The organism is Streptomyces sp. NPDC056628 (assembly GCF_042792555.1).
In the GTDB taxonomy this organism is placed as follows: Bacteria; Actinomycetota; Actinomycetes; order Streptomycetales; family Streptomycetaceae; genus Streptomyces.
This window is the reverse complement of sequence record NZ_JBHTWG010000009.1, coordinates 58,054-75,626: the sequence shown is the minus strand read 5'-3', so window position 1 is coordinate 75,626 and position 17,573 is coordinate 58,054. Positions and strand designations below refer to the sequence as shown.

Genomic DNA, 17,573 nt, shown 5'->3' with positions numbered 1-17,573 from the left:
CCACATGTCGAACCACACCTACCGGGTCACGGACATCGTCGGCACCTCGCCCGACGGCGTGGACCACGCCATCCGCAACGGCATCGCGCGGGCCTCGCAGACCCTGCGGAACCTGGACTGGTTCGAGGTGACCGAGGTACGCGGCCAGCTCGACGGCGGTGACATCGCGCACTGGCAGGTGACCATGAAGGTCGGGTTCCGGCTGGAGGGGTCCGAGTAGGGCCCCCTCGCGTCAGGTCCGTCCCTCGCGCTCCTGCGCCTCCTTCAGCGCGGCGGACGGGGCCGTCCAGCGCGCGCGCACGACCGGGAAGCCGGCCCGTTCGGCGTCCTCGCACACCAGCTCGTCGTCGTCCACCAGGACCCGGATCTCCCGGGTGCGGGCGAGGCGGCGCAGCGTCTCCAGCTTCGTGCGCCGGGCGGGCCTGCGGTCGTCGTCGCGCCGCATGTGCAGGTCCCCGTCGGGCAGGCCGTGGGCGGCGAGCCAGTCGAGCGTGTCGCGCCGGCAGCGCGCGGGCCTGCCGGTCATGTAGACGATCTCGCACACCTTCGCGCTCTCCCGGGCCAGCGCGACCCCCTCCTCGAGAGGCGGGTCCTGGGGCGCGGCCGCGAAGAAGCCGTCCCAGTCGCGTGGGCTGCTCTCCAGGAAGTGCTGGCGGTGCCCGGTGTCGGCGAGGGTGTTGTCCAGGTCGAACACGGCGAGCGGACGTCGGCTGCGGTCGGTCACGCCCGACAGCGTACGGTCCCCCGTGCCGCCGGCCCACCGGAGAGGAATCTCCCGCGCCGCCCGGTGTTGAACCCTGTATGAGCTCCGTGCTCGCCTCCACCCGCTTCTCCGTCCTCGACCGCTCGCGTACGCGCGAGGGGCACACGGCTCCGGAGGCGCTGCGGGACACCGTGCGGCTGGCGCGGGTGGCCGAGGAGCTCGGCTACCACCGCTTCTGGGTGTCGGAGCACCACGGGGTGCCCGGTGTCGCGGGTTCGGCGCCGACCGTGCTGGCCGCCGCCGTGGCCGGTGCGACGCGCACGATCCGGGTCGGCACGGGCGGGGTGATGCTGCCCAACCACCGGCCGCTGGTGGTGGCCGAGCAGTTCGGGGTGCTGGAGTCGCTGTTCCCGGGCCGGATCGACATGGGGCTGGGCCGTTCGGTCGGCTTCACCGGCGGGGTGCGCCGTGCGCTCGGCCGGGACAAGGAGGACGCGGAGGACTTCGGGGCGCAGCTGGACGAGCTGCTGGGCTGGTTCCGCGACACCTCGCCGACGGGGGTGCACGCCCGGCCCCCGGAGGGCCTGACGGTGCCGCCGTTTGTGCTGGCCATGGGCGAGGGGGCGGACATCGCGGCCCGCGCCGGGCTGCCCATGGTGATCGGGGACCTGCGGGACCGGGAGCGGATGCGGCGTGGCATCGACCGGTACCGGGAGCGGTTCCGGCCCTCGGAGTGGGCCGGCGAGCCGTACGTCGTGATCTCCGGCACCGTCGCGGTGGCCGCCACGCCCGAGGAGGCCCGCCGGCTGCTCGTGCCCGAGGCGTGGTCGATGGCGTACTCCCGTACGCACGGCACCTTCCCGCCGCTGCCGCCCGCCGCACGGGTGGCGGCGCTGTCCTTGTCCGGCCGGGAGCGCGAGTTCTACGAGCGGGGGCTGAACGGGCATGTCGCGGGCACCGAGGAGCAGGTCGCGGACGAGCTGGAGACGCTGCTGAAGGAGACGGGCGCCCAGGAGGTGCTGGTGACGACCAGCACCTACGACCGGGACGCCCTCGTGGACTCCTATCGGCGGCTGGCCCGGATCGTCCACGCCTGACCGGGGCCCGCCGCGGCGGCGGGGCGGCCCGTGACCCGGTTGCCTAGGCTGGGGAGCTCTGTCCTCGCCGTCCTCCCGGAGCACCGCCCCATGCACTCCCCGCACGACCCCTACGTCCGCGTCCGCGGTGCCCGCGAGCACAACCTCCAGGGTGTGGACGTCGACATTCCGCGCGACGTACTGGCCGTGTTCACCGGGGTGTCCGGCTCCGGGAAGTCGTCGCTGGCCTTCGGCACGATCTACGCCGAGGCGCAGCGCCGCTACTTCGAGTCGGTCGCCCCGTACGCCCGCCGGCTGATTCACCAGGTCGGCGCGCCGAAGGTCGGGGAGATCACCGGGCTGCCGCCCGCCGTCTCGCTCCAGCAGCGCCGCTCCGCGCCGACGTCGCGGTCCTCCGTCGGCACGGTCACCAACCTCTCCAACTCGCTGCGGATGCTGTACTCCCGGGCGGGCGACTACCCGCCGGGGGCGGAAGGGCTCGACTCGGACTCCTTCTCGCCCAACACCGCCGCCGGGGCGTGCCCGGAGTGCCACGGGCTGGGCCGGGTGCACCGGACGACCGAGGAGTCGCTGGTCCCCGACCCGTCGCTGTCCGTCCGGGACGGCGCGATCGCCGCGTGGCCGGGGGCCTGGCAGGGCAAGAACCTCCGCGACATCCTCGACGCGCTGGGGTACGACGTCGACCGGCCGTGGCGGGAACTGCCGGCCGAGCAGCGGCAGTGGATCCTGTTCACCGACGAGCAGCCCGTCGTCACCGTCCACCCCGTGCGCGACGCGGACCGTATCCAACGCCCCTACCAGGGCACGTACATGAGCGCCCGGCGGTACGTCATGAAGACGTTTGCCGACTCGCGCAGCGCGACGCTGCGGGCCAGGGCGGAGCGGTTCCTGACCGCCACGCCCTGCCCTTCGTGCGGGGGCGGCAGGCTGCGGCCGGAGGCGCTGGCGGTGACCTTCGCGGGGCGGACGATCGCCGAACTGGCCGCGCTGCCGCTCGTGGAGCTGGCACAGACGCTGGACGGCGGCGCGTCGGAGACCGCGCGGGTGCTGACCGGGGACCTCAGGGCCCGGATCGCATCCGTGGTCGAACTGGGCCTCGGCTACCTGAGCCTCGACCGGGCCACGCCGACACTGTCGGCGGGCGAACTGCAACGCCTGCGACTGGCCACGCAGTTGCGGTCCGGACTGTTCGGCGTGGTGTACGTCCTGGACGAGCCGTCGGCGGGGCTGCACCCGGCGGACACGGAGGCGCTGCTGCGGGTGCTGGCCCGGCTGAAGGAGGCCGGGAACTCGGTGTTCGTGGTGGAGCACCACCTCGATGTGATGCGGGCCGCGGACTGGCTGGTCGACGTGGGGCCGCGGGCCGGTGAGCACGGCGGGCGGGTGCTGCACAGCGGGCCGGCGGCGGAGCTGGCGTCGGTCGCCGACTCGGCGACGGCCCGCTTCCTCTTCGACGACGCCCCGGCCGCCCGGCGCCCGGTGCGGGCGGCGCGCGGCCGGCTGACGGTCGGGCCGGTGACCCGGCACAACCTGCGCGGGGTGACCGCCGCGTTCCCGCTCGGTGTGTTCACGGCCGTCACCGGCGTGTCGGGGTCGGGCAAGTCCACGCTGATCGGGGAGATCACCGAGGAGCTGCCGGGGGTGGGCCGGCTCGTCTCGGTCGACCAGCGGCCGATCGGCCGTACGCCGCGCTCCAACCTCGCCACCTACACGGGTCTGTTCGACGTGGTGCGCAAGGTGTTCGCGGCGACCGACGAGGCCCGTGCGCGGGGCTACGGTGCCGGGCGGTTCTCCTTCAACGTAGCGGGCGGACGCTGCGAGACCTGCCAGGGCGAGGGGTTCGTCAGCGTCGAGCTGCTGTTCCTGCCGAGCACCTACGCCCCGTGTCCGGAGTGCGGAGGGGCCCGCTACAACGCGGAGACCCTGCGGGTGCGGTACCGGGGGCGCAGTGTCGCCGAGGTGCTGGACCTGACGGTCGAGGCCGCCGCGGAGTTCTTCGCGGACACCCCGGCCGTGGCCCGCAGTCTCGCCACGCTCCTCGACGTCGGTCTCGGCTACCTGCGGCTCGGCCAGCCCGCGACCGAACTGTCCGGCGGCGAGGCCCAGCGCATCAAGCTGGCGAGCGAACTGCAGCGCGGCCGGCGCGGGCACACGCTGTACCTCCTGGACGAGCCGACGACCGGACTGCACCCGGCCGACGTCGAGGTGCTGATGCGTCAGCTGCACGGCCTGGTCGACGCCGGGAACACCGTGGTCGTGGTCGAGCACGACATGTCGGTCGTCGCGGCCGCCGACTGGGTGATCGACCTGGGCCCCGGCGGCGGCGACGCGGGCGGCCGGATCGTGGCGGCCGGCACCCCGGCCGAGGTGGCGGCGACGCCGGGCAGCGCCACGGCCCCGTATCTGGCGCACGTCATGCGGTGACTCCCGCGTGGGCCATGCCGTCTCCCGCCGGGACGTCGTCGCCGGCGGGGACCGCCTCCCCGGCGAGGACGGCGTCCCCCGGTGTCCCCACCGCCCGCTCGGCCGCCCCGGCCAGCGCGCGGCGGTCGGTCGTGGGGCCCGGCACGAGGGGCGCCCGTACCTCCACCTCGGCGCTCAGGCCCCGTGCCCGGACCACCCGCCAGACCGAGCCGAGCAGCGTGTCGTCGCCGACGAAGGCCGGGAGCGTGGCCGGCGGGCCGCCGGTGACCCGGTAGCGCAGACGTACGGGCAGGACGGGGACGGCCGCGTCCAGGGCGGCCTGGAAGGCGGCCCGGCGGAAGCGGCCCCCGGCCCGCCCGCACCAGGTGCTGCCCTCGGGGAACACGGCGACCGCCGCGCCGGACCGCAGTGCCCCGGCGATCCGGGCGACCGTGCCGGGCAGCGCGCGGATCCGGTCCCGGTCGATGAACAGGGCGCCGCCGAGGGCCGCCAGCCGGCCTGCGACCGGCCAGGAGCGGATCTCCGACTTGGCGAGCATCCGTGCCGGGCGGACGGCGGCCAGCAGGGGGATGTCCAGCCAGGACACGTGCCGGGCGACGATCAGCACGCCGGTGCCGGGTACGGCCCCGCCGTCGATCCGGACCCGCACGCCCGCGGCCCGGACCACCCAGCGGCACCAGTGACGGACCGGGCCGGGCGGCACACGGACGCCGAGCGGCGCGGTGGCCAGCCGCACGGTCAGTCCGGCGGCCAGCAGGAGCAGCAGGGCCGTCACCCGCAGCACGGCCCACGGCAGGGCCCGCGTCCGCGCGGCGGGCTCGACGCAGGTGCGCGGGGTGCAGGGGGCGCTCGGCCGCCAGAGGGTCCCGGCGTCGGCGGCGTGCGCGGAGGCGGGGGCGGCCCCTGCGCCCGTCGGGGCCGTCACGCCGGGACGAGGGAGAGGAAGTGCCGCAGATAGCGCGGGTCGATCCGGCGCATCGACAGCAGCACGTACAGGTCGGCCACCCCGAACTCGGGGTCGTGCGCGGGCTCGCCGCACACCTGGGCGCCCAGGCGCAGGTATCCGCGCAGCAGGGCGGGGAGTTCGACGCGCCCGGCGGGTGCCGGGCCGGCCGGCCGCCAGGGCCGCAGCGGCCGTACGCGCTGCTCCTCGGGGGCGAGGTGCCGGGTGCGGACCCGGTCCCAGGTGGCGGCGGCGAGGGTGCCGCCGTCGGCGAGCGGGATCGAGCAGCAGCCCGCCAGCCACTCGTGGCCGCGGTCCACCATGTAGCGGGCGATGCCCGCCCAGATCAGCCCGATCACGGCACCGTCGCGGTGGCCGGGGTGGACACAGGAGCGGCCGACCTCGACCAGGTCCGGGCGGATCGCGTCGATCGCGGTGAGGTCGAACTCGGTCTCGGAGTAGAGCCGTCCGGCGACGGCGGCCCGCTCGGGCGGCAGCAGTCGGTAGGTGCCGACGACCTGCCCGGACGACTCCTCCTGCACGAGCAGATGGTCGCAGTACGCGTCGAAGGCGTCGATGTCGAGCCCCGGCAGTGGGGTGGACAGCGAGGCCCCCAGCTCACCGGCGAAGACCTCGTGCCGCAGCCGCTGGGCGGCGCGGACGTCCTCCTCGTCGCGGGCGAGTCGGACGGTGTAGCGGGTGGGTGCCGTGGGCTGCGGGGGACGGGCGAGCGTGGAAGCGCCGGTCATGGCTCTCTCCTGGTCACGGGGCCGGTGCGGCGGGGCGGGGACGCCCGTGCGGTGTCGCGCGGTGCGCCGACCCTGTTCTCCCGACCGCGGCTGACCTGCGCGTGTCCGGAGCGGGGAGCGGGGGTGTGGGGTGGCTGAACGGCTCGCGCCGGGCGGGCGCGCCCGGACGGCCTAGCTGCGCACGCGCGCACCGGACGCTTTGGCGAGAGTGGGTCCATGACCGAATCGGGAACCGGCGAGCGCCGCAAGGGCTCCGCTCCGTCCACCGGCCGCCGCCGTACCGTGCGCGGGGCCGGAGGGGCCGCCCGCACTGCCGCCGACGCACTCACCGAGCTGATCGGGCACCCCCTCGAAGGAGTGTCCGCGGTGTGCCGGGGCGAGGACGGCGGCTGGGTCGTCGACGTCGACGTGCTCGAACTGGCGCGCATCCCCGACACGACCAGTCTGCTCGCGACGTACCAGGTGGAGCTGGACGCCGCGGGCGAACTGACGCAGTACCGCCGGACCGCACGTTACCGGCGCGGCGCCCAGGACCACTGAGCGCGCCTCACCGCTCGACGGGAAGGACCTCCCGCATGGCCGTCCACAGCGACGAGATCGTCTACGCACCTCGCGCCGGCAACGTCTACGACGTGCTGGAGCTGATCCTCGACCGCGGCATGGTGATCGACGTCTTCGTGCGCGTCTCCCTGGTCGGCATCGAGATCCTCAAGATCGACGCACGCATCGTGGTCGCCAGCGTCGACACGTATCTGCGTTTCGCGGAGGCGTGCAACCGCCTGGACCTGGAGCACGATCAGCGGTCCAAGACCGTGCCGGAGCTGTTCGGCGGCCCGGTCGCCCGGACCATCGGCAAGGCCGGCGCCAAGCGCACCGCCCGCTCCCTGACCGACAAGGTGCGCGACGTCCTCAGCCCGGAGTCCGAGGAGGAGGAGGAGGGGGAGGAGGCCGGGGCGGCCGCCGAACCCGCCCGCCGGCCCGTCCGCAAGCGCCGTACCGACGAAGACCGCCCGCGGCCCCGGCGCCGCGCGGCCGAGGAGGAGTGACCGTGACGGCCACCGCCGCCCCCACCACCACCGGCACGCTGTATGTCTACGGCATCGCCCTCGAGGGCGCCCGTCCGCCGAGCACCACCGGGGTGGGCGGTGCGCGGGTGCGGCTGCTGACCGGGGCGGGGCTGTGCGCGGCGGTCTCGGACGCCCCGGCGTCCCTCCGCGCACGGCGACGCGACCTGACGGCACATCAGGCGGTGCTGGCGGAACTCGCCGGTCAGGGCCCGGTGCTGCCCATGCGGTTCGCCGTGCTCAGTCCGGACCCGCAGGAGCTGCTCCACCGGCTGCGCGCGCACCGGGACCAGCTGACGGCCCAGCTGGAGGCGGTGCGGGGCTGCGTCGAGATGAACGTGAAGGGTGCCGTCGTGCCCGGGTACTTCGCCGACCTCGTGCGCCGCGACGGCACCCTGCGGGCGCTCGCCCGCCGGACCCGGCAGCGCCCCGGCTACGAGGCGAACGTGCGCCTCGGCGAGGCCCTGGCGAAGGGGGTCCTACGGGAGGCCCGCGGCGCGGCCCGGGAGGTGCTGGACCGGCTCACCCCGCTCGCCGTGCGCACCGCGCCGGGCCCGGTCGACGACGAGCAGGTGCTCAGCACGTCGTTCCTGCTCCGCGCCGCCGACAAGGAGCGCTTCCGGGAGGCCGTGGCCGAGCGGGCCCGGGACGTCGGGGACCGGCTGACGCTCAGCCTCACCGGTCCGCTGCCCTGCTACAGCTTCGTGGACCCGCCGTCCGCGCCGGCCGGGCGGTGACCCGATGGGACTCCTGACCGAGCTTTTTCTGCTGCCGCTGGCCCCCGTGCGCGGCACGCTGTGGGTCACCGACCAGCTCCGCCAGGAGGCCGAGCGGCAGATGACCGACCCTCGCGCGGTACAGGCCCGGCTGGTCGCGCTGAACCAGGCCCTGGACGAGGGTGTCATCGACGAGGCGGCCTTCGAGAAAGAGGAGGAGCGGTTGCTCGCCCTCCTCGGCAGTCCCGTCCCCGCCACCGGGCTCCCGCACCGCGGAGGCGCCCTGTGACCGACCTCGGCACCTGGCCGGCGGGCCCGGACCCCCAGCCGGCCGGGCCCGCCTGCGGAAGCCTCGCGGATCTGCTGGAGCGCGTGCTGGACAAGGGCATCGTCATCGCCGGCGACATCAAGATCGACCTGCTCGACATCGAGCTGCTGACCATCCGGCTGCGCCTGTTCGTCGCCTCGGTCGAGACCGCGAAGAAGGCCGGCATCGACTGGTGGGAGACGGACCCGGCGCTGTCCTCACGCGCCGCGCGGGACGCGCTCACCGAGGAGAACGCCCGGCTGCGCGCCCGTCTGGAGGCCCTGGAGGACGCCGGCACCGACACCACGGAGGTGACCCGATGAGCACGCTCCCGGCCGGCCGGGCGACGACGGCGGAACCGGAGCCGCGGCCCACCACCATCATCTATGTCTTCGCGGTGACGGACTCCCCCGTGCCACGCGAGGTGCTCGCGCGGACGCCGGGCCATGACGGCGGCGGCCCCCTGCGCACCCTGGCCGCGGGAGCGTTCCACCTGGTCGTCCAGGACGTGCCCGCCGCGGACTACGGCGAGGCGGCGCTCGCGGAACGGCTGAACCGGCCGGACGTGCTGGAGCGCTGCGCCCGCGCCCACCACAGGGGCGTGGAGACGGCGGCGAGCGCGGGCCCCGCCGTCCCGCTCCCGATGGCGACGCTGTACCTCGACGACGGGAACGCGGTCCGGGCCGTGACCGCCCGGGAGGCGTCCCTGCGGGCCCTGCTGGAGCGGCTGCGCGACCGCACGGAGTGGGCGGTGAAGGTCCACGGCCCGGCGGCCGGGCCCGGAGCCGCCGCCGACGGGGAGGGAACGGGCGACGGGCGGTCGTACCTGCGCCGGGCCAGCGCCCGCCGACGCACCGAACGGGAGACGCGCGAGCAGGCCCTGGCCCGGGCCCATGCCGTCGACCGGGAGCTGCGGCGGTACGCCGTGGCCGCGACCCGGCACCGGCCGCAGAGCGAGCGGATGACCGGCACGAGCGTCCCGCAACTGCTCAACGTCGCCTATCTGGTCGACGACGCCCGGCGCGAGGAGTTCGTACGGGCCGTCGGCTCGCTGGCCCGCGAGGCCGGGGCCACCGGTCTGGAGGTCACCGTGTCCGGCCCCTGGATCCCGTACTCCTTCGCCCGGCTGGTGGACACGGACGCGGTGGAGCGCGGCGCCCGGCAGGAGGTGGTCGCATGACCGTGCCGGAGGCGGAGGGAGCCGGACGGACCCCGGTGCCGTGGGACGGCCCGGAGCCGTACGCGCCCGTGGGGGTGCCCCTGGTCGACCTGCTGGACCGGGTGCTGGCGACCGGTGTCGTGGTCAGCGGCGACCTGGTGCTGGCCATCGCCGACGTGCCGTTGGTGCGGATCTCCCTGCACGCCCTGCTGGCGTCGGTGGGCGACCGGGTGCCCGCGCCGTGGCCGGACAGCGGGCCGCTGTGACCGCGCCCCGCGCCCATGCCGTGGACCTCGACCCCGAGCGGGTCACGAACGATCTGGCGGCGCTGGTCCTGACCGTGGTGGAGCTCCTGCGGCAGCTCATGGAACGGCAGGCGGTGCGCCGCTTCGACGAGGGCACGCTCACCGCCGAGCAGGAGGACCGGCTCGGCACCGCGCTGATGCTGCTCGACGAGCGCATGGACGAGCTGTGCGCGCAGCACGGGCTGCGGCGCTGCGACCTGAACCTCGACCTCGGCCCGCTGGGCCCTCTCCTCGCCGACCCCGGCCGGTGACCCGGAGACACCAGACGGGACCGGGAAGAGCACCGCTCCCGGTCCCGCCCGTCCGCACCTGTCGGCGAACGTCTCGTACGGGGACAGGCCCCGAGGGTGTTACCGCCTGGCCTTGCGGGCGGCCCGCAGCCACTCCTTGTTCATGCTGGTGATGGACATGAGCGGGATGCCCTTGGGGCAGGCGGTGGCGCACTCGCCGGCGAGGGTGCAGCCGCCGAAGCCCTCCTCGTCCATCTGGGCCACCATGTCGAGCACCCGGGTCTCGCGTTCGGGGGCACCCTGCGGCAGCACGTTCAGGTGGTTGACCTTGGCGGAGGTGAACAGCATCGCCGCGCCGTTGGGGCAGGCCGCGACGCACGCCCCGCAGCCGATGCACTCGGCGTGCTCGAAGGCGAGGTCGGCGTCGGGCTTGGGCACCGGGGTGGAGTGCGCCTCGGGGGCCGCGCCGGTGGGCGCGGTGATGTAGCCGCCGGCCTGGATGATCCGGTCGAACGCCGACCGGTCGACGACGAGGTCCTTGATGACCGGGAAGGCCGACGCGCGCCACGGCTCGATGTCGATCGTGTCGCCGTCCTTGAAGGACCGCATGTGCAGCTGGCAGGTCGTGGTCCGCTCGGGCCCGTGGGCGTTGCCGTCGATGACGAGCGAGCAGGCGCCGCAGATGCCCTCGCGGCAGTCGTGGTCGAAGGCGACGGGGTCCTCGCCCTTGAGGATGAGCTCCTCGTTGAGGGTGTCGAGCATCTCCAGGAAGGACATGTCGGAGGAGATGCCGTCCACCTCGTACGTGGACATGGCGCCTTCGGCTTCGGCGTTCTTCTGCCGCCAGACGCGCAGGGTGAGCTTCATGCGTAGCTCCGCTGGGTGGGGTGGACGTACTCGAAGACCAGGTCTTCCTGGTGCAGGGTCGGAGCCTCGCCGGTGCCGGTGAACTCCCACGCGGCCGCGTAGGCGTACTCGTCGTCCTTGCGGGCGGCTTCGCCGTCCGGGGTCTGCGACTCCTCGCGGAAGTGGCCGCCGCAGGACTCGGTGCGGTGCAGCGCGTCGAGGCACATGAGTTCGGCGAGCTCCAGGTAGTCGACGACGCGGTTGGCCTTCTCCAGCGACTGGTTGAACTCCTCGCCAGTGCCGGGGACCTTGATGCGGCGCCAGAACTCCTCGCGGATCTGGGGGATGCGCTCCAGGGCCTTGCGCAGTCCGGTGTCGGTGCGGGCCATGCCGCAGAACTCCCACATCAGTTCGCCGAGTTCGCGGTGGAAGGAGTCCGGGGTGCGGTCGCCGTCCACCGCGAGCAGGAGGTTGAGCCGGTCCTCGGTCTCGGCCAGCACCTCCTGGACGACGGGGTGGTCGTCGGTGACCCGCTCGTGGTGGGGGTTGCGGGCGAGGTAGTCGTTGATGGTGGCGGGCAGGACGAAGTAGCCGTCGGCGAGGCCCTGCATCAGGGCGGAGGCGCCGAGGCGGTTGGCCCCGTGGTCGGAGAAGTTGGCCTCCCCGATCGCGAACAGGCCGGGGATCGTGGTCTGGAGGTCGTAGTCGACCCACAGGCCGCCCATCGTGTAGTGCACGGCGGGGTAGATCCGCATCGGCACCCGGTACGGATCCTCGTCGGTGATCCGCTGGTACATGTCGAAGAGGTTCCCGTACTTGGCCTCGACGGCCTTGCGGCCCAGGCGCGCGACGGCGTCGGCGAAGTCGAGGTAGACGCCCTGGCCGCCGGGGCCCACTCCCCTGCCCTCGTCGCAGACGTTCTTCGCGGCGCGGGAGGCGATGTCGCGCGGGACCAGGTTGCCGAAGGACGGGTAGATGCGCTCCAGGTAGTAGTCGCGCTCGTCCTCGGGGATCTGGTCGGGCGGGCGGGTGTCGCCCTTGGCCTTGGGCACCCAGATGCGTCCGTCGTTGCGCAGCGACTCGCTCATCAGCGTCAGTTTGGACTGGTGGTCGCCGGTGCGCGGGATGCAGGTGGGGTGGATCTGGGTGAAGCAGGGGTTGGCGAAGTACGCGCCGCGCCGGTGCGCCCGCCAGATGGCGGTCGCGTTGGAGTTCATGGCGTTCGTCGACAGGTAGAAGACGTTGCCGTAGCCGCCGGAGGCGAGGACGACGGCGTCCGCGAAGTAGGTGCCGATCCTCCCGGTGATCAGGTCCCGCGCCACGATGCCGCGCGCCCGCCCGTCGACGACGATCAGGTCGAGCATCTCGGTACGGGGGTGCATCTCCACGGTGCCCGCGGCGATCTGCCGGCTCAGCGCCTGGTAGGCGCCCAGCAGGAGCTGCTGGCCCGTCTGGCCGCGGGCGTAGAAGGTGCGGGAGACCTGGACGCCGCCGAAGGAGCGGGTGTCGAGCAGGCCGCCGTACTCGCGGGCGAACGGCACGCCCTGTGCGACGCACTGGTCGATGATCTCGACGGAGATCTGCGCGAGGCGGTGCACGTTGGACTCGCGGGCGCGGAAGTCACCGCCCTTGACGGTGTCGTAGAAGAGGCGGTGGATCGAGTCGCCGTCGTTGCGGTAGTTCTTCGCGGCGTTGATGCCGCCCTGCGCGGCGATGGAGTGGGCGCGGCGCGGGGAGTCCTGGTAGCAGAACTGGACGACGTGGTAGCCCTGTTCGGCGAGCGTGGCGCCGGCGGAGCCGCCCGCGAGGCCGGTGCCGACCACGATGACGGTGTGCTTGCGCCGGTTGGCGGGGTTGACCAGCTTGGCCTCGAAGCGGCGCGTGTCCCAGCGCTCGGCGACGGGGCCGGAGGGGGCCTTGGTGTCGGCGACGGGTTCGCCGGTCGTGTAGTCGGTGTAGGTCATCTTCAGCTCACCACTCCGGTCATGACGCCCACGGGCACGGCGATGAAGCCGGCCGTGAGCAGCAGCGCGAGGACGTTGGCCGTGGCCTTCAGGGCGCGGTCGCGGGTGCGGCTGCCGGCGCCGAGGGTCTGGGCGGCGCTCCAGAAGCCGTGCCGGACGTGCAGACCGACGGCGAGCATCGCCACGATGTAGATGGTGTTGCCGTACCAGGTGGAGAAGGTGTCCACCACGTTCTGGTACGGGCGCCCCTCCTGGAAACCGCCGGAGTGCACGGTGCCGGTCGTCAGGTCCAGGAGGTGCCAGACGATGAACAGCGCGAGGATGACGCCGCCCCAGCGCATGGTGCGCGTGGCGTAGGAGGCGCGCGGCCTCTTGTGGACGTACTGGGTGGGGCGGGCCCTGATGTCGCGGCGGCTGAGCTGGTACGCCGAGACCGCGTGGGCGACGACGGCGACGACCAGGACCACCCGGACGATCCAGAGCGTCCACTCGTCGTGCATGAACGGCTCGCCGACGGTGCGCAGCCAGTGCGCGTAGTGGTTGAAGTCACCGGCACCGAAGAAGATCTTCAGGTTGCCGATCATGTGGACGACCAGGTAGAGCAGCATGATCAGTCCGCTGACCGCCATCACGGTCTTCTTGCCGACGGTCGAGTCCCACACCGTGCGTGCCAAGGACGGCCGTCGGTCCGTCCGCGTTGCCAGAGCCATGAGAACGACGCTAAGACCGAACCGCCCGATCGGTCCAAGACATGGTACGCCTGGTTTCCATAGTCCTCACCTATGATGGCTGTATGCAGTTCCAGCAGCTCCAGTACTTCGTGGCGGTCGCCGAGACCCGGCACTTCACCCGCGCCGCCGATCTGGTGCACGTGGCACAGCCCTCGCTGTCGCAGCAGATCAAGGCCCTGGAGCGGGAGCTGGGCGCGGACCTGTTCCTGCGGGCCCGGGGCAACATCACGCTGACGGACGCCGGGGAGGCCCTGCTGCCGCTGGCCCGGCGCATCCTGGCCGACGCCGACACGGCCCGGCACGAGGTGCAGGAGCTGGTGCAGCTGCGCCGGGGCCGGGTCCGGCTCGGAGCCACCCCGAGCCTGTGCACGGGCCTGCTCCCGGACGTCCTGCGCGCCTTCCACGACCGCTACCCCGGCATCCGCCTGCTGATCGAGGAGGGTGGTTCGCACGACCTGGTGCGCGAGCTGGCACGCGGCGCCCTCGACCTCGCCCTCGTCGTCCTGCCCCTGCCGACACCCTCCCCCGCGCTGACGACGGTGGAGCTGCTGCGCGAGGACCTGGTCGTCGTGTCCTCGCCGGAGGCCCCGCGGCCGGGCGGCGGCCGGCGCGCGGTGCGCGTCGCCGACCTGGAGGGCGAACGCCTCGTGATGTTCCGGCACGGCTACGACCTGCGTGAGCTGACGGTGGCGGCGTGCCGCGCCGAGGGCTTCGAACCGGAGTTCGCGGTCGAGGGCGGCGAGATGGACGCGGTGCTGGAGTTCGCACGGGCGGGGCTGGGCGTGGCCGTCGTACCGCGCATGGTGGCGGCGCGGTCGGGCCGGGGGCTGCGGGTCACCCCGCTGGCCCGGCCCGGTCTGCACCGGACGATCGCCCTGGCCCACCGCAGCGACGTGGCGCCGCCGCGGGCCGCGCGGGAGCTGCAGCGGATGCTGCTGGAGCGGTGAGCGTCAGCCGCGGACGGCCGGCAGGTCCGGCACGCCGGAGCGCGCGGAACTCGGCACGGACGGCGCCGGCGACGTCGCCGACCCGCGCGGAGCCGTCGTCGGCCGGGCCGACGGTGGTCCGCAACGGCCGCTCGCCGTTCGCGGTGCCGACGATACGGACGACGGCGCGGGCGACGTCGGCGTCGTCCGGTGCCGGTGCGGCGAGCGCCTTGCCCACGTCGTCCATGAACCCGCCGTACAGGGCGTCGCACTCCTCGGCGGTGGCCGTGTCCTCCGGGGGCCACCGGGCGGCGGAACGGCCCGGCGCACCCGGCAGGGCTCACCCCGTCGCGTCGACCAGCGCCAGTTCGTGCAGCCGGTCCGGCGGGCCCGGGCGGGCGTAGTACCAGCCCTGGGCGGTGTCGCAGCCCAGTATCCGCAGCTGCTCGGCCTGGGCGCCGGTCTCCACGCCCTCCACGGTCACCGCCAGGTCCAGGCTGTGCGCCAGGGAGACGATCCCTTCGACGATCTTGAGGTCGACGGGGTCGGCGGGGAACCGCTGCATGCTCTGGGTGAACGAGCGGTCCAGCTTGAGCACGCTCACCGGCAGCCGGCGCAGGTTGGCGAGGTTGGAGTAACCGGTGCCGAAGTCGTCCAGGGCGATGTCGACGCCCATCTCGGCCAGCCGGCGCAGCGGTTTGAGCAGGGCGTCGTCGGCGCCGATGAGAGCCGACTCGGTCACCTCCAGGCAGAGCGCGTCGGGTTGCACGCCCGCGCGCTCCAGGATGTCCACGGTGTCCTGGACCAGACGGGGGTGGGTGAGCTGGCAGGGCGAGAGGTTGACATTGATACGGAGCGGGCCGCCGTCGTGGTGCCGCTCCCGCCAGGCACGCGCCTGGCGCACCGACTGCTCCAGCACCCACCGGCCGAGCGGGACGATGAGACCCGTGTGCTCGGCGAGCGGGATGAACCGATCCGGGCCGAGGATGCCGTGCTGCGGGTGCAGCCAGCGCACCAGGGCCTCCGCGCCGCGCACGCTACCGTCGCCGAGGTGGACCAGCGGCTGGTACTCGATGAAGAACTCGCCTCGTTCCAGGGCGGTCGGCAGCGCCGTGGTCAGCCCGTGCCGCGTGATGGCGCGGGCGTCGGCCTCCGGGTCGGCCAGCTCGAAGCGGTTGCCGCCCGCCGACTTGGCCCGGTACATGGTGATGTCGGCGCTGCGCAGCACCTCCGCCGCGCTGCGCTCCCCGGCCGGCCCCTCCACGACGCCGATGCTGCCGCGCACGGTCAGCTCCCGGCCGTCGACGCTGATCGGCGCGAGCAGCGCGTTCATGATCCGGGAGGCGAGTTCGTCGACCTCGCGCTCGGTGTCGGGGCCGGTGGTCAGGGCCACGAACTCGTCGCCGCCGAGCCGCGCGACCATCTCGCCGGGCGCGGTGGCGCAGGACTGGAGCCGGTCGGCGACCTCGACGAGCAGCCGGTCGCCGGCCGCGTGGCCGAGGCTGTCGTTGACGGTCTTGAAGCCGTCCAGGTCGAGGTAGCACAGGCCGAAGCGCTGTCCCTCGCCGGCGGCCAGGGCCTTCTCCAGGCGCTCGAAGAAGAAGGTGCGGTTGGGCAGGCCGGTCAGGGCGTCGTGGGTGGCCTCGTAGCGCAGCCGCAGATTGAGCAGGCGGCGCTCGGTGGTGTCCTCCATCAGGGCCAGCTGGTACTGGGGGGCGCCGTCGGCGTCCCGCAGCAGCGACACCGTGAGGTTGGTCCACAGGGCGGTCCCGTCGGGACGGTAGAACGCCTTCTCGAGGTGGTAGTGCTCGCGTTCGCCGCGGACCAGCTCCTCGTAGAGCTTCCAGGTCTGCGGGGCGTCCTCGGGGTGGGTCCAGTCCAGGACGTTGCGGGTCTGCATGGTCTGCCCGGAGAGGCCGAACATCCGCAGCAGCGCGCCGTTCACCTGGAGGATGTTGCCGTCCAGGTCGGCGATGCCGATGCCTATGGCCGCGCCCTCGAAGACCGCGCGGAACCGCGCCTCGGTGGCGTGCAGGGCCTGGGCGACCACGCCCTGGGCCCTGAGCGCGGCCGCGGAGATCGCCTCCTGCTCGGCGAGGGTGCGGGCGCGCAGCGCCTGGGCGTACCCGGCGGCCATGGCGTGCTGGAGCCGTGCCGAGCGGGCCCGCAGGTCCTCCTGGTCGCCGTCGCCGCCGCAGTAGAGCACGAGGTAGGCGTCGACGCAGTCCAGCGAGCGGCTGAGCGCCTCCGGGTCGGTGCAGTGGACGCCGACCAGAGCCGCGCCGACCGCCTTGCCCTCGTCGGCGTCGAAGGAGCGCTTCCTGAGCGCGTCGCTCAACCGCCGGGCGAGCGGCAGCAGTTGCACCTCGAACTCCGGGCGGGTCGACGACGTCGCGGTCACCGGGAAGACGGCCCGGCTCCAGATGGTCGCGAACCGGCGCAGTCTGTCCTCCGGCTCGTCGGGCGCCCCGCTCACGCGGTACGCCCCACGCCGGCGAACGCGGAGGAGGCCCATCGGTCGTCGTCCTCCGGTGGGGTGTCCGGGCGCCAGAGCTGCATCGGCACCAGTCCGGGTTCCACCATGTCGTACCCCTCGAAGAACCGCGCGATCCCGTCGCGCGACCGCATGATCAGCGGGTTGCGGATGTCCTCGTACACGTCGACCGTGCCCTTGGCCCTCTCCTCGGACAGCGGGATGCCTTCGTACGAGGCGTGCGTGAGCACCAGCATGCTGCCGGGCGCGAGCGCGTCGCGCAGTTCGGCCACCGCTGCGTACGGGTCGTCCTCGTCCTCCACGAAGTGCAGTATGGCAACGAGGAGCAGGGCGACCGGCCGGTTCAGGTCGATGAGGCGCCCGACCTCGGAACTGGCCAGGATCTCCCGGGGCTTGCGCAGGTCCGCGGCGACGACGCCCGTGCTGTCGTCACCGGCGAGGACGGCCTCGCTGTGGGCGACGGCGACCGGGTCGTGGTCGACGTACACCACCCGGGCTCCGGGGTCGGCCGCGCGGGCCACCTCGTGGACGTTGCCGAAGGTCGGGATGCCGGAGCCGATGTCGAGGAACTGGGTGACACCCTCGCCGACGGCGAACCGCACCGCGCGCCGCATGAACGCCCGGTTGGCCTGCATGATCTTGGGCAGGCCCGGCATGAACTCCATGGCCTTGCGGGCCGCTTCCCGGTCGACCTCGAAGTTGTGCGAACCGCCCAGGTAGTAGTCGTAGATGCGCGAGACGCTGGGGACCGAGATGTCGATGTTCCGTGGGGCCCAAGCGGGACGCTCCATCTGACTCTCCAACGCATCGGCGATCCAGTGTTCGAGCTGAGGCTACTGATCGCCCGCCAATGGAGCGAGCAGAAACGGAAATTGACCATCCGTTCCCGGTCACTGCCAGTGGCACGTGCCGCGT

The 17,573-nt window shown here is 73.5% G+C and carries 20 protein-coding genes; 12 read left to right on the top strand and 8 right to left on the bottom strand.

The window, feature by feature from the left end:
• The first annotated feature begins 4 nt into the window (after window positions 1-4).
• Window positions 5-220 (top strand): dodecin, encoded by a 216-nt coding sequence (locus tag ACFRAC_RS14670; protein WP_361351281.1) that lies wholly within the window; start codon window positions 5-7, stop codon window positions 218-220.
• A 12-nt stretch (window positions 221-232) separates the two neighbouring features.
• Here ACFRAC_RS14670 and ACFRAC_RS14665 read toward each other — a convergent pair whose 3' ends face one another.
• On the bottom strand, window positions 233-724 hold the full coding sequence (locus tag ACFRAC_RS14665; RefSeq protein WP_382924254.1) for a hypothetical protein: 492 nt from the start codon (window positions 722-724) through the stop codon (window positions 233-235).
• A 77-nt stretch (window positions 725-801) separates the two neighbouring features.
• Here ACFRAC_RS14665 and ACFRAC_RS14660 point away from each other — a divergent pair, with 77 nt between their 5' ends.
• Complete coding sequence (locus ACFRAC_RS14660) at window positions 802-1,800, top strand: LLM class flavin-dependent oxidoreductase (RefSeq protein ID WP_382924253.1); 999 nt, start codon at window positions 802-804, stop codon at window positions 1,798-1,800.
• 90 nt (window positions 1,801-1,890) lie between these two features.
• Complete coding sequence (locus ACFRAC_RS14655) at window positions 1,891-4,224, top strand: ATP-binding cassette domain-containing protein (RefSeq protein WP_382924252.1); 2,334 nt, start codon at window positions 1,891-1,893, stop codon at window positions 4,222-4,224.
• Here ACFRAC_RS14655 and ACFRAC_RS14650 read toward each other — a convergent pair.
• Together ACFRAC_RS14650 and ACFRAC_RS14645 are read right to left on the bottom strand one after the other, a co-directional pair.
• A complete protein-coding gene (locus ACFRAC_RS14650; protein WP_382924251.1) occupies window positions 4,214-5,149 on the bottom strand; it encodes a lysophospholipid acyltransferase family protein in 936 nt (311 codons plus the stop codon). The two genes, ACFRAC_RS14655 and ACFRAC_RS14650, sit on opposite strands and share 11 nt — an antisense overlap.
• The gene (locus tag ACFRAC_RS14645; RefSeq protein WP_382924250.1) at window positions 5,146-5,916 is read right to left on the bottom strand and encodes a GNAT family N-acetyltransferase; all 771 of its coding nucleotides are present in this window, start codon (window positions 5,914-5,916) and stop codon (window positions 5,146-5,148) included. Before ACFRAC_RS14645 ends, ACFRAC_RS14650 begins: the two co-directional genes overlap by 4 nt.
• A gap of 216 nt (window positions 5,917-6,132) precedes the next feature.
• On the opposite strand from ACFRAC_RS14645, the gene ACFRAC_RS14640 reads away from it, so the two are divergent.
• Genes ACFRAC_RS14640 through ACFRAC_RS14605 form a run of 8 tightly spaced genes read left to right on the top strand, consistent with a single transcriptional unit; the run spans window position 6,133 to window position 9,718 of the window.
• On the top strand, window positions 6,133-6,456 hold the full coding sequence (locus ACFRAC_RS14640) for a gas vesicle protein (RefSeq protein WP_382924249.1): 324 nt from the start codon (window positions 6,133-6,135) through the stop codon (window positions 6,454-6,456).
• 35 nt (window positions 6,457-6,491) lie between these two features.
• On the top strand, window positions 6,492-6,962 hold the full coding sequence (gene gvpJ / locus ACFRAC_RS14635; protein WP_382924248.1) for a gas vesicle protein GvpJ: 471 nt from the start codon (window positions 6,492-6,494) through the stop codon (window positions 6,960-6,962).
• A 2-nt stretch (window positions 6,963-6,964) separates the two neighbouring features.
• Window positions 6,965-7,717: a GvpL/GvpF family gas vesicle protein gene (locus ACFRAC_RS14630; protein ID WP_382924247.1), complete on the top strand. Its 753-nt coding sequence runs from the start codon at window positions 6,965-6,967 to the stop codon at window positions 7,715-7,717.
• Window positions 7,718-7,721: 4 nt separating this feature from the next.
• Complete coding sequence (locus tag ACFRAC_RS14625) at window positions 7,722-7,985, top strand: gas vesicle protein GvpG (RefSeq protein WP_382924246.1); 264 nt, start codon at window positions 7,722-7,724, stop codon at window positions 7,983-7,985.
• Entirely contained in the window at window positions 7,982-8,326 is a 345-nt protein-coding gene (locus tag ACFRAC_RS14620) for a gas vesicle protein (protein WP_382924245.1), read from the top strand. The genes ACFRAC_RS14625 and ACFRAC_RS14620 overlap by 4 nt, the downstream gene beginning before the upstream one ends.
• The gene (locus ACFRAC_RS14615; RefSeq protein WP_382924244.1) at window positions 8,323-9,183 is read left to right on the top strand and encodes a GvpL/GvpF family gas vesicle protein; all 861 of its coding nucleotides are present in this window, start codon (window positions 8,323-8,325) and stop codon (window positions 9,181-9,183) included. The genes ACFRAC_RS14620 and ACFRAC_RS14615 overlap by 4 nt, the downstream gene beginning before the upstream one ends.
• Window positions 9,180-9,428, top strand: coding sequence for a gas vesicle protein (locus ACFRAC_RS14610; protein WP_382924243.1), 249 nt, complete (start codon window positions 9,180-9,182; stop codon window positions 9,426-9,428). The genes ACFRAC_RS14615 and ACFRAC_RS14610 overlap by 4 nt, the downstream gene beginning before the upstream one ends.
• Window positions 9,425-9,718: a gas vesicle protein K gene (locus ACFRAC_RS14605; RefSeq protein ID WP_361351305.1), complete on the top strand. Its 294-nt coding sequence runs from the start codon at window positions 9,425-9,427 to the stop codon at window positions 9,716-9,718. Before ACFRAC_RS14610 ends, ACFRAC_RS14605 begins: the two co-directional genes overlap by 4 nt.
• Window positions 9,719-9,817: 99 nt before the next feature.
• Here the strand turns inward: ACFRAC_RS14605 and ACFRAC_RS14600 are convergent, their stop codons facing one another.
• Genes ACFRAC_RS14600 through ACFRAC_RS14590 form a run of 3 tightly spaced genes read right to left on the bottom strand, consistent with a single transcriptional unit; the run spans window position 9,818 to window position 13,181 of the window.
• Entirely contained in the window at window positions 9,818-10,564 is a 747-nt protein-coding gene (locus tag ACFRAC_RS14600) for a succinate dehydrogenase/fumarate reductase iron-sulfur subunit (protein WP_382924242.1), read from the bottom strand.
• Window positions 10,561-12,507 (bottom strand): fumarate reductase/succinate dehydrogenase flavoprotein subunit, encoded by a 1,947-nt coding sequence (locus tag ACFRAC_RS14595; protein WP_382924241.1) that lies wholly within the window; start codon window positions 12,505-12,507, stop codon window positions 10,561-10,563. Before ACFRAC_RS14595 ends, ACFRAC_RS14600 begins: the two co-directional genes overlap by 4 nt.
• Before the next feature lie 2 nt (window positions 12,508-12,509).
• On the bottom strand, window positions 12,510-13,181 hold the full coding sequence (locus tag ACFRAC_RS14590; protein ID WP_382924370.1) for a succinate dehydrogenase: 672 nt from the start codon (window positions 13,179-13,181) through the stop codon (window positions 12,510-12,512).
• A 119-nt stretch (window positions 13,182-13,300) separates the two neighbouring features.
• On the opposite strand from ACFRAC_RS14590, the gene ACFRAC_RS14585 reads away from it, so the two are divergent.
• Window positions 13,301-14,185 (top strand): LysR family transcriptional regulator, encoded by an 885-nt coding sequence (locus ACFRAC_RS14585; protein WP_382924240.1) that lies wholly within the window; start codon window positions 13,301-13,303, stop codon window positions 14,183-14,185.
• A gap of 319 nt (window positions 14,186-14,504) precedes the next feature.
• Here ACFRAC_RS14585 and ACFRAC_RS14580 read toward each other — a convergent pair whose 3' ends face one another.
• Window positions 14,505-16,640 carry a putative bifunctional diguanylate cyclase/phosphodiesterase gene (locus ACFRAC_RS14580; protein ID WP_382924239.1) on the bottom strand — a complete coding sequence of 712 codons (2,136 nt, stop codon included), beginning with the start codon at window positions 16,638-16,640 and terminating at the stop codon, window positions 14,505-14,507.
• On the bottom strand, window positions 16,637-17,449 hold the full coding sequence (locus ACFRAC_RS14575) for an SAM-dependent methyltransferase (RefSeq protein WP_382924238.1): 813 nt from the start codon (window positions 17,447-17,449) through the stop codon (window positions 16,637-16,639). The genes ACFRAC_RS14580 and ACFRAC_RS14575 overlap by 4 nt, the downstream gene beginning before the upstream one ends.
• Window positions 17,450-17,573: the final 124 nt, after the last annotated feature.

Excerpts from the sequence above, each read along its gene's own strand:
- ACFRAC_RS14670 (WP_361351281.1), top strand. The coding sequence starts at position 5 with ATGTCGAACCACACCTACCGGGTCACGGACATCGTCGGCACCTCGCCC.
- ACFRAC_RS14660 (WP_382924253.1), top strand. The coding sequence starts at position 802 with ATGAGCTCCGTGCTCGCCTCCACCCGCTTCTCCGTCCTCGACCGCTCG.
- ACFRAC_RS14655 (WP_382924252.1), top strand. The coding sequence starts at position 1,891 with ATGCACTCCCCGCACGACCCCTACGTCCGCGTCCGCGGTGCCCGCGAG.
- ACFRAC_RS14645 (WP_382924250.1), bottom strand. The coding sequence starts at position 5,916 with ATGACCGGCGCTTCCACGCTCGCCCGTCCCCCGCAGCCCACGGCACCC.
- ACFRAC_RS14640 (WP_382924249.1), top strand. The coding sequence starts at position 6,133 with ATGACCGAATCGGGAACCGGCGAGCGCCGCAAGGGCTCCGCTCCGTCC.
- gvpJ (WP_382924248.1), top strand. The coding sequence starts at position 6,492 with ATGGCCGTCCACAGCGACGAGATCGTCTACGCACCTCGCGCCGGCAAC.
- ACFRAC_RS14625 (WP_382924246.1), top strand. The coding sequence starts at position 7,722 with ATGGGACTCCTGACCGAGCTTTTTCTGCTGCCGCTGGCCCCCGTGCGC.
- ACFRAC_RS14615 (WP_382924244.1), top strand. The coding sequence starts at position 8,323 with ATGAGCACGCTCCCGGCCGGCCGGGCGACGACGGCGGAACCGGAGCCG.
- ACFRAC_RS14610 (WP_382924243.1), top strand. The coding sequence starts at position 9,180 with ATGACCGTGCCGGAGGCGGAGGGAGCCGGACGGACCCCGGTGCCGTGG.
- ACFRAC_RS14600 (WP_382924242.1), bottom strand. The coding sequence starts at position 10,564 with ATGAAGCTCACCCTGCGCGTCTGGCGGCAGAAGAACGCCGAAGCCGAA.
- ACFRAC_RS14595 (WP_382924241.1), bottom strand. The coding sequence starts at position 12,507 with ATGACCTACACCGACTACACGACCGGCGAACCCGTCGCCGACACCAAG.
- ACFRAC_RS14585 (WP_382924240.1), top strand. The coding sequence starts at position 13,301 with ATGCAGTTCCAGCAGCTCCAGTACTTCGTGGCGGTCGCCGAGACCCGG.
- ACFRAC_RS14575 (WP_382924238.1), bottom strand. The coding sequence starts at position 17,449 with ATGGAGCGTCCCGCTTGGGCCCCACGGAACATCGACATCTCGGTCCCC.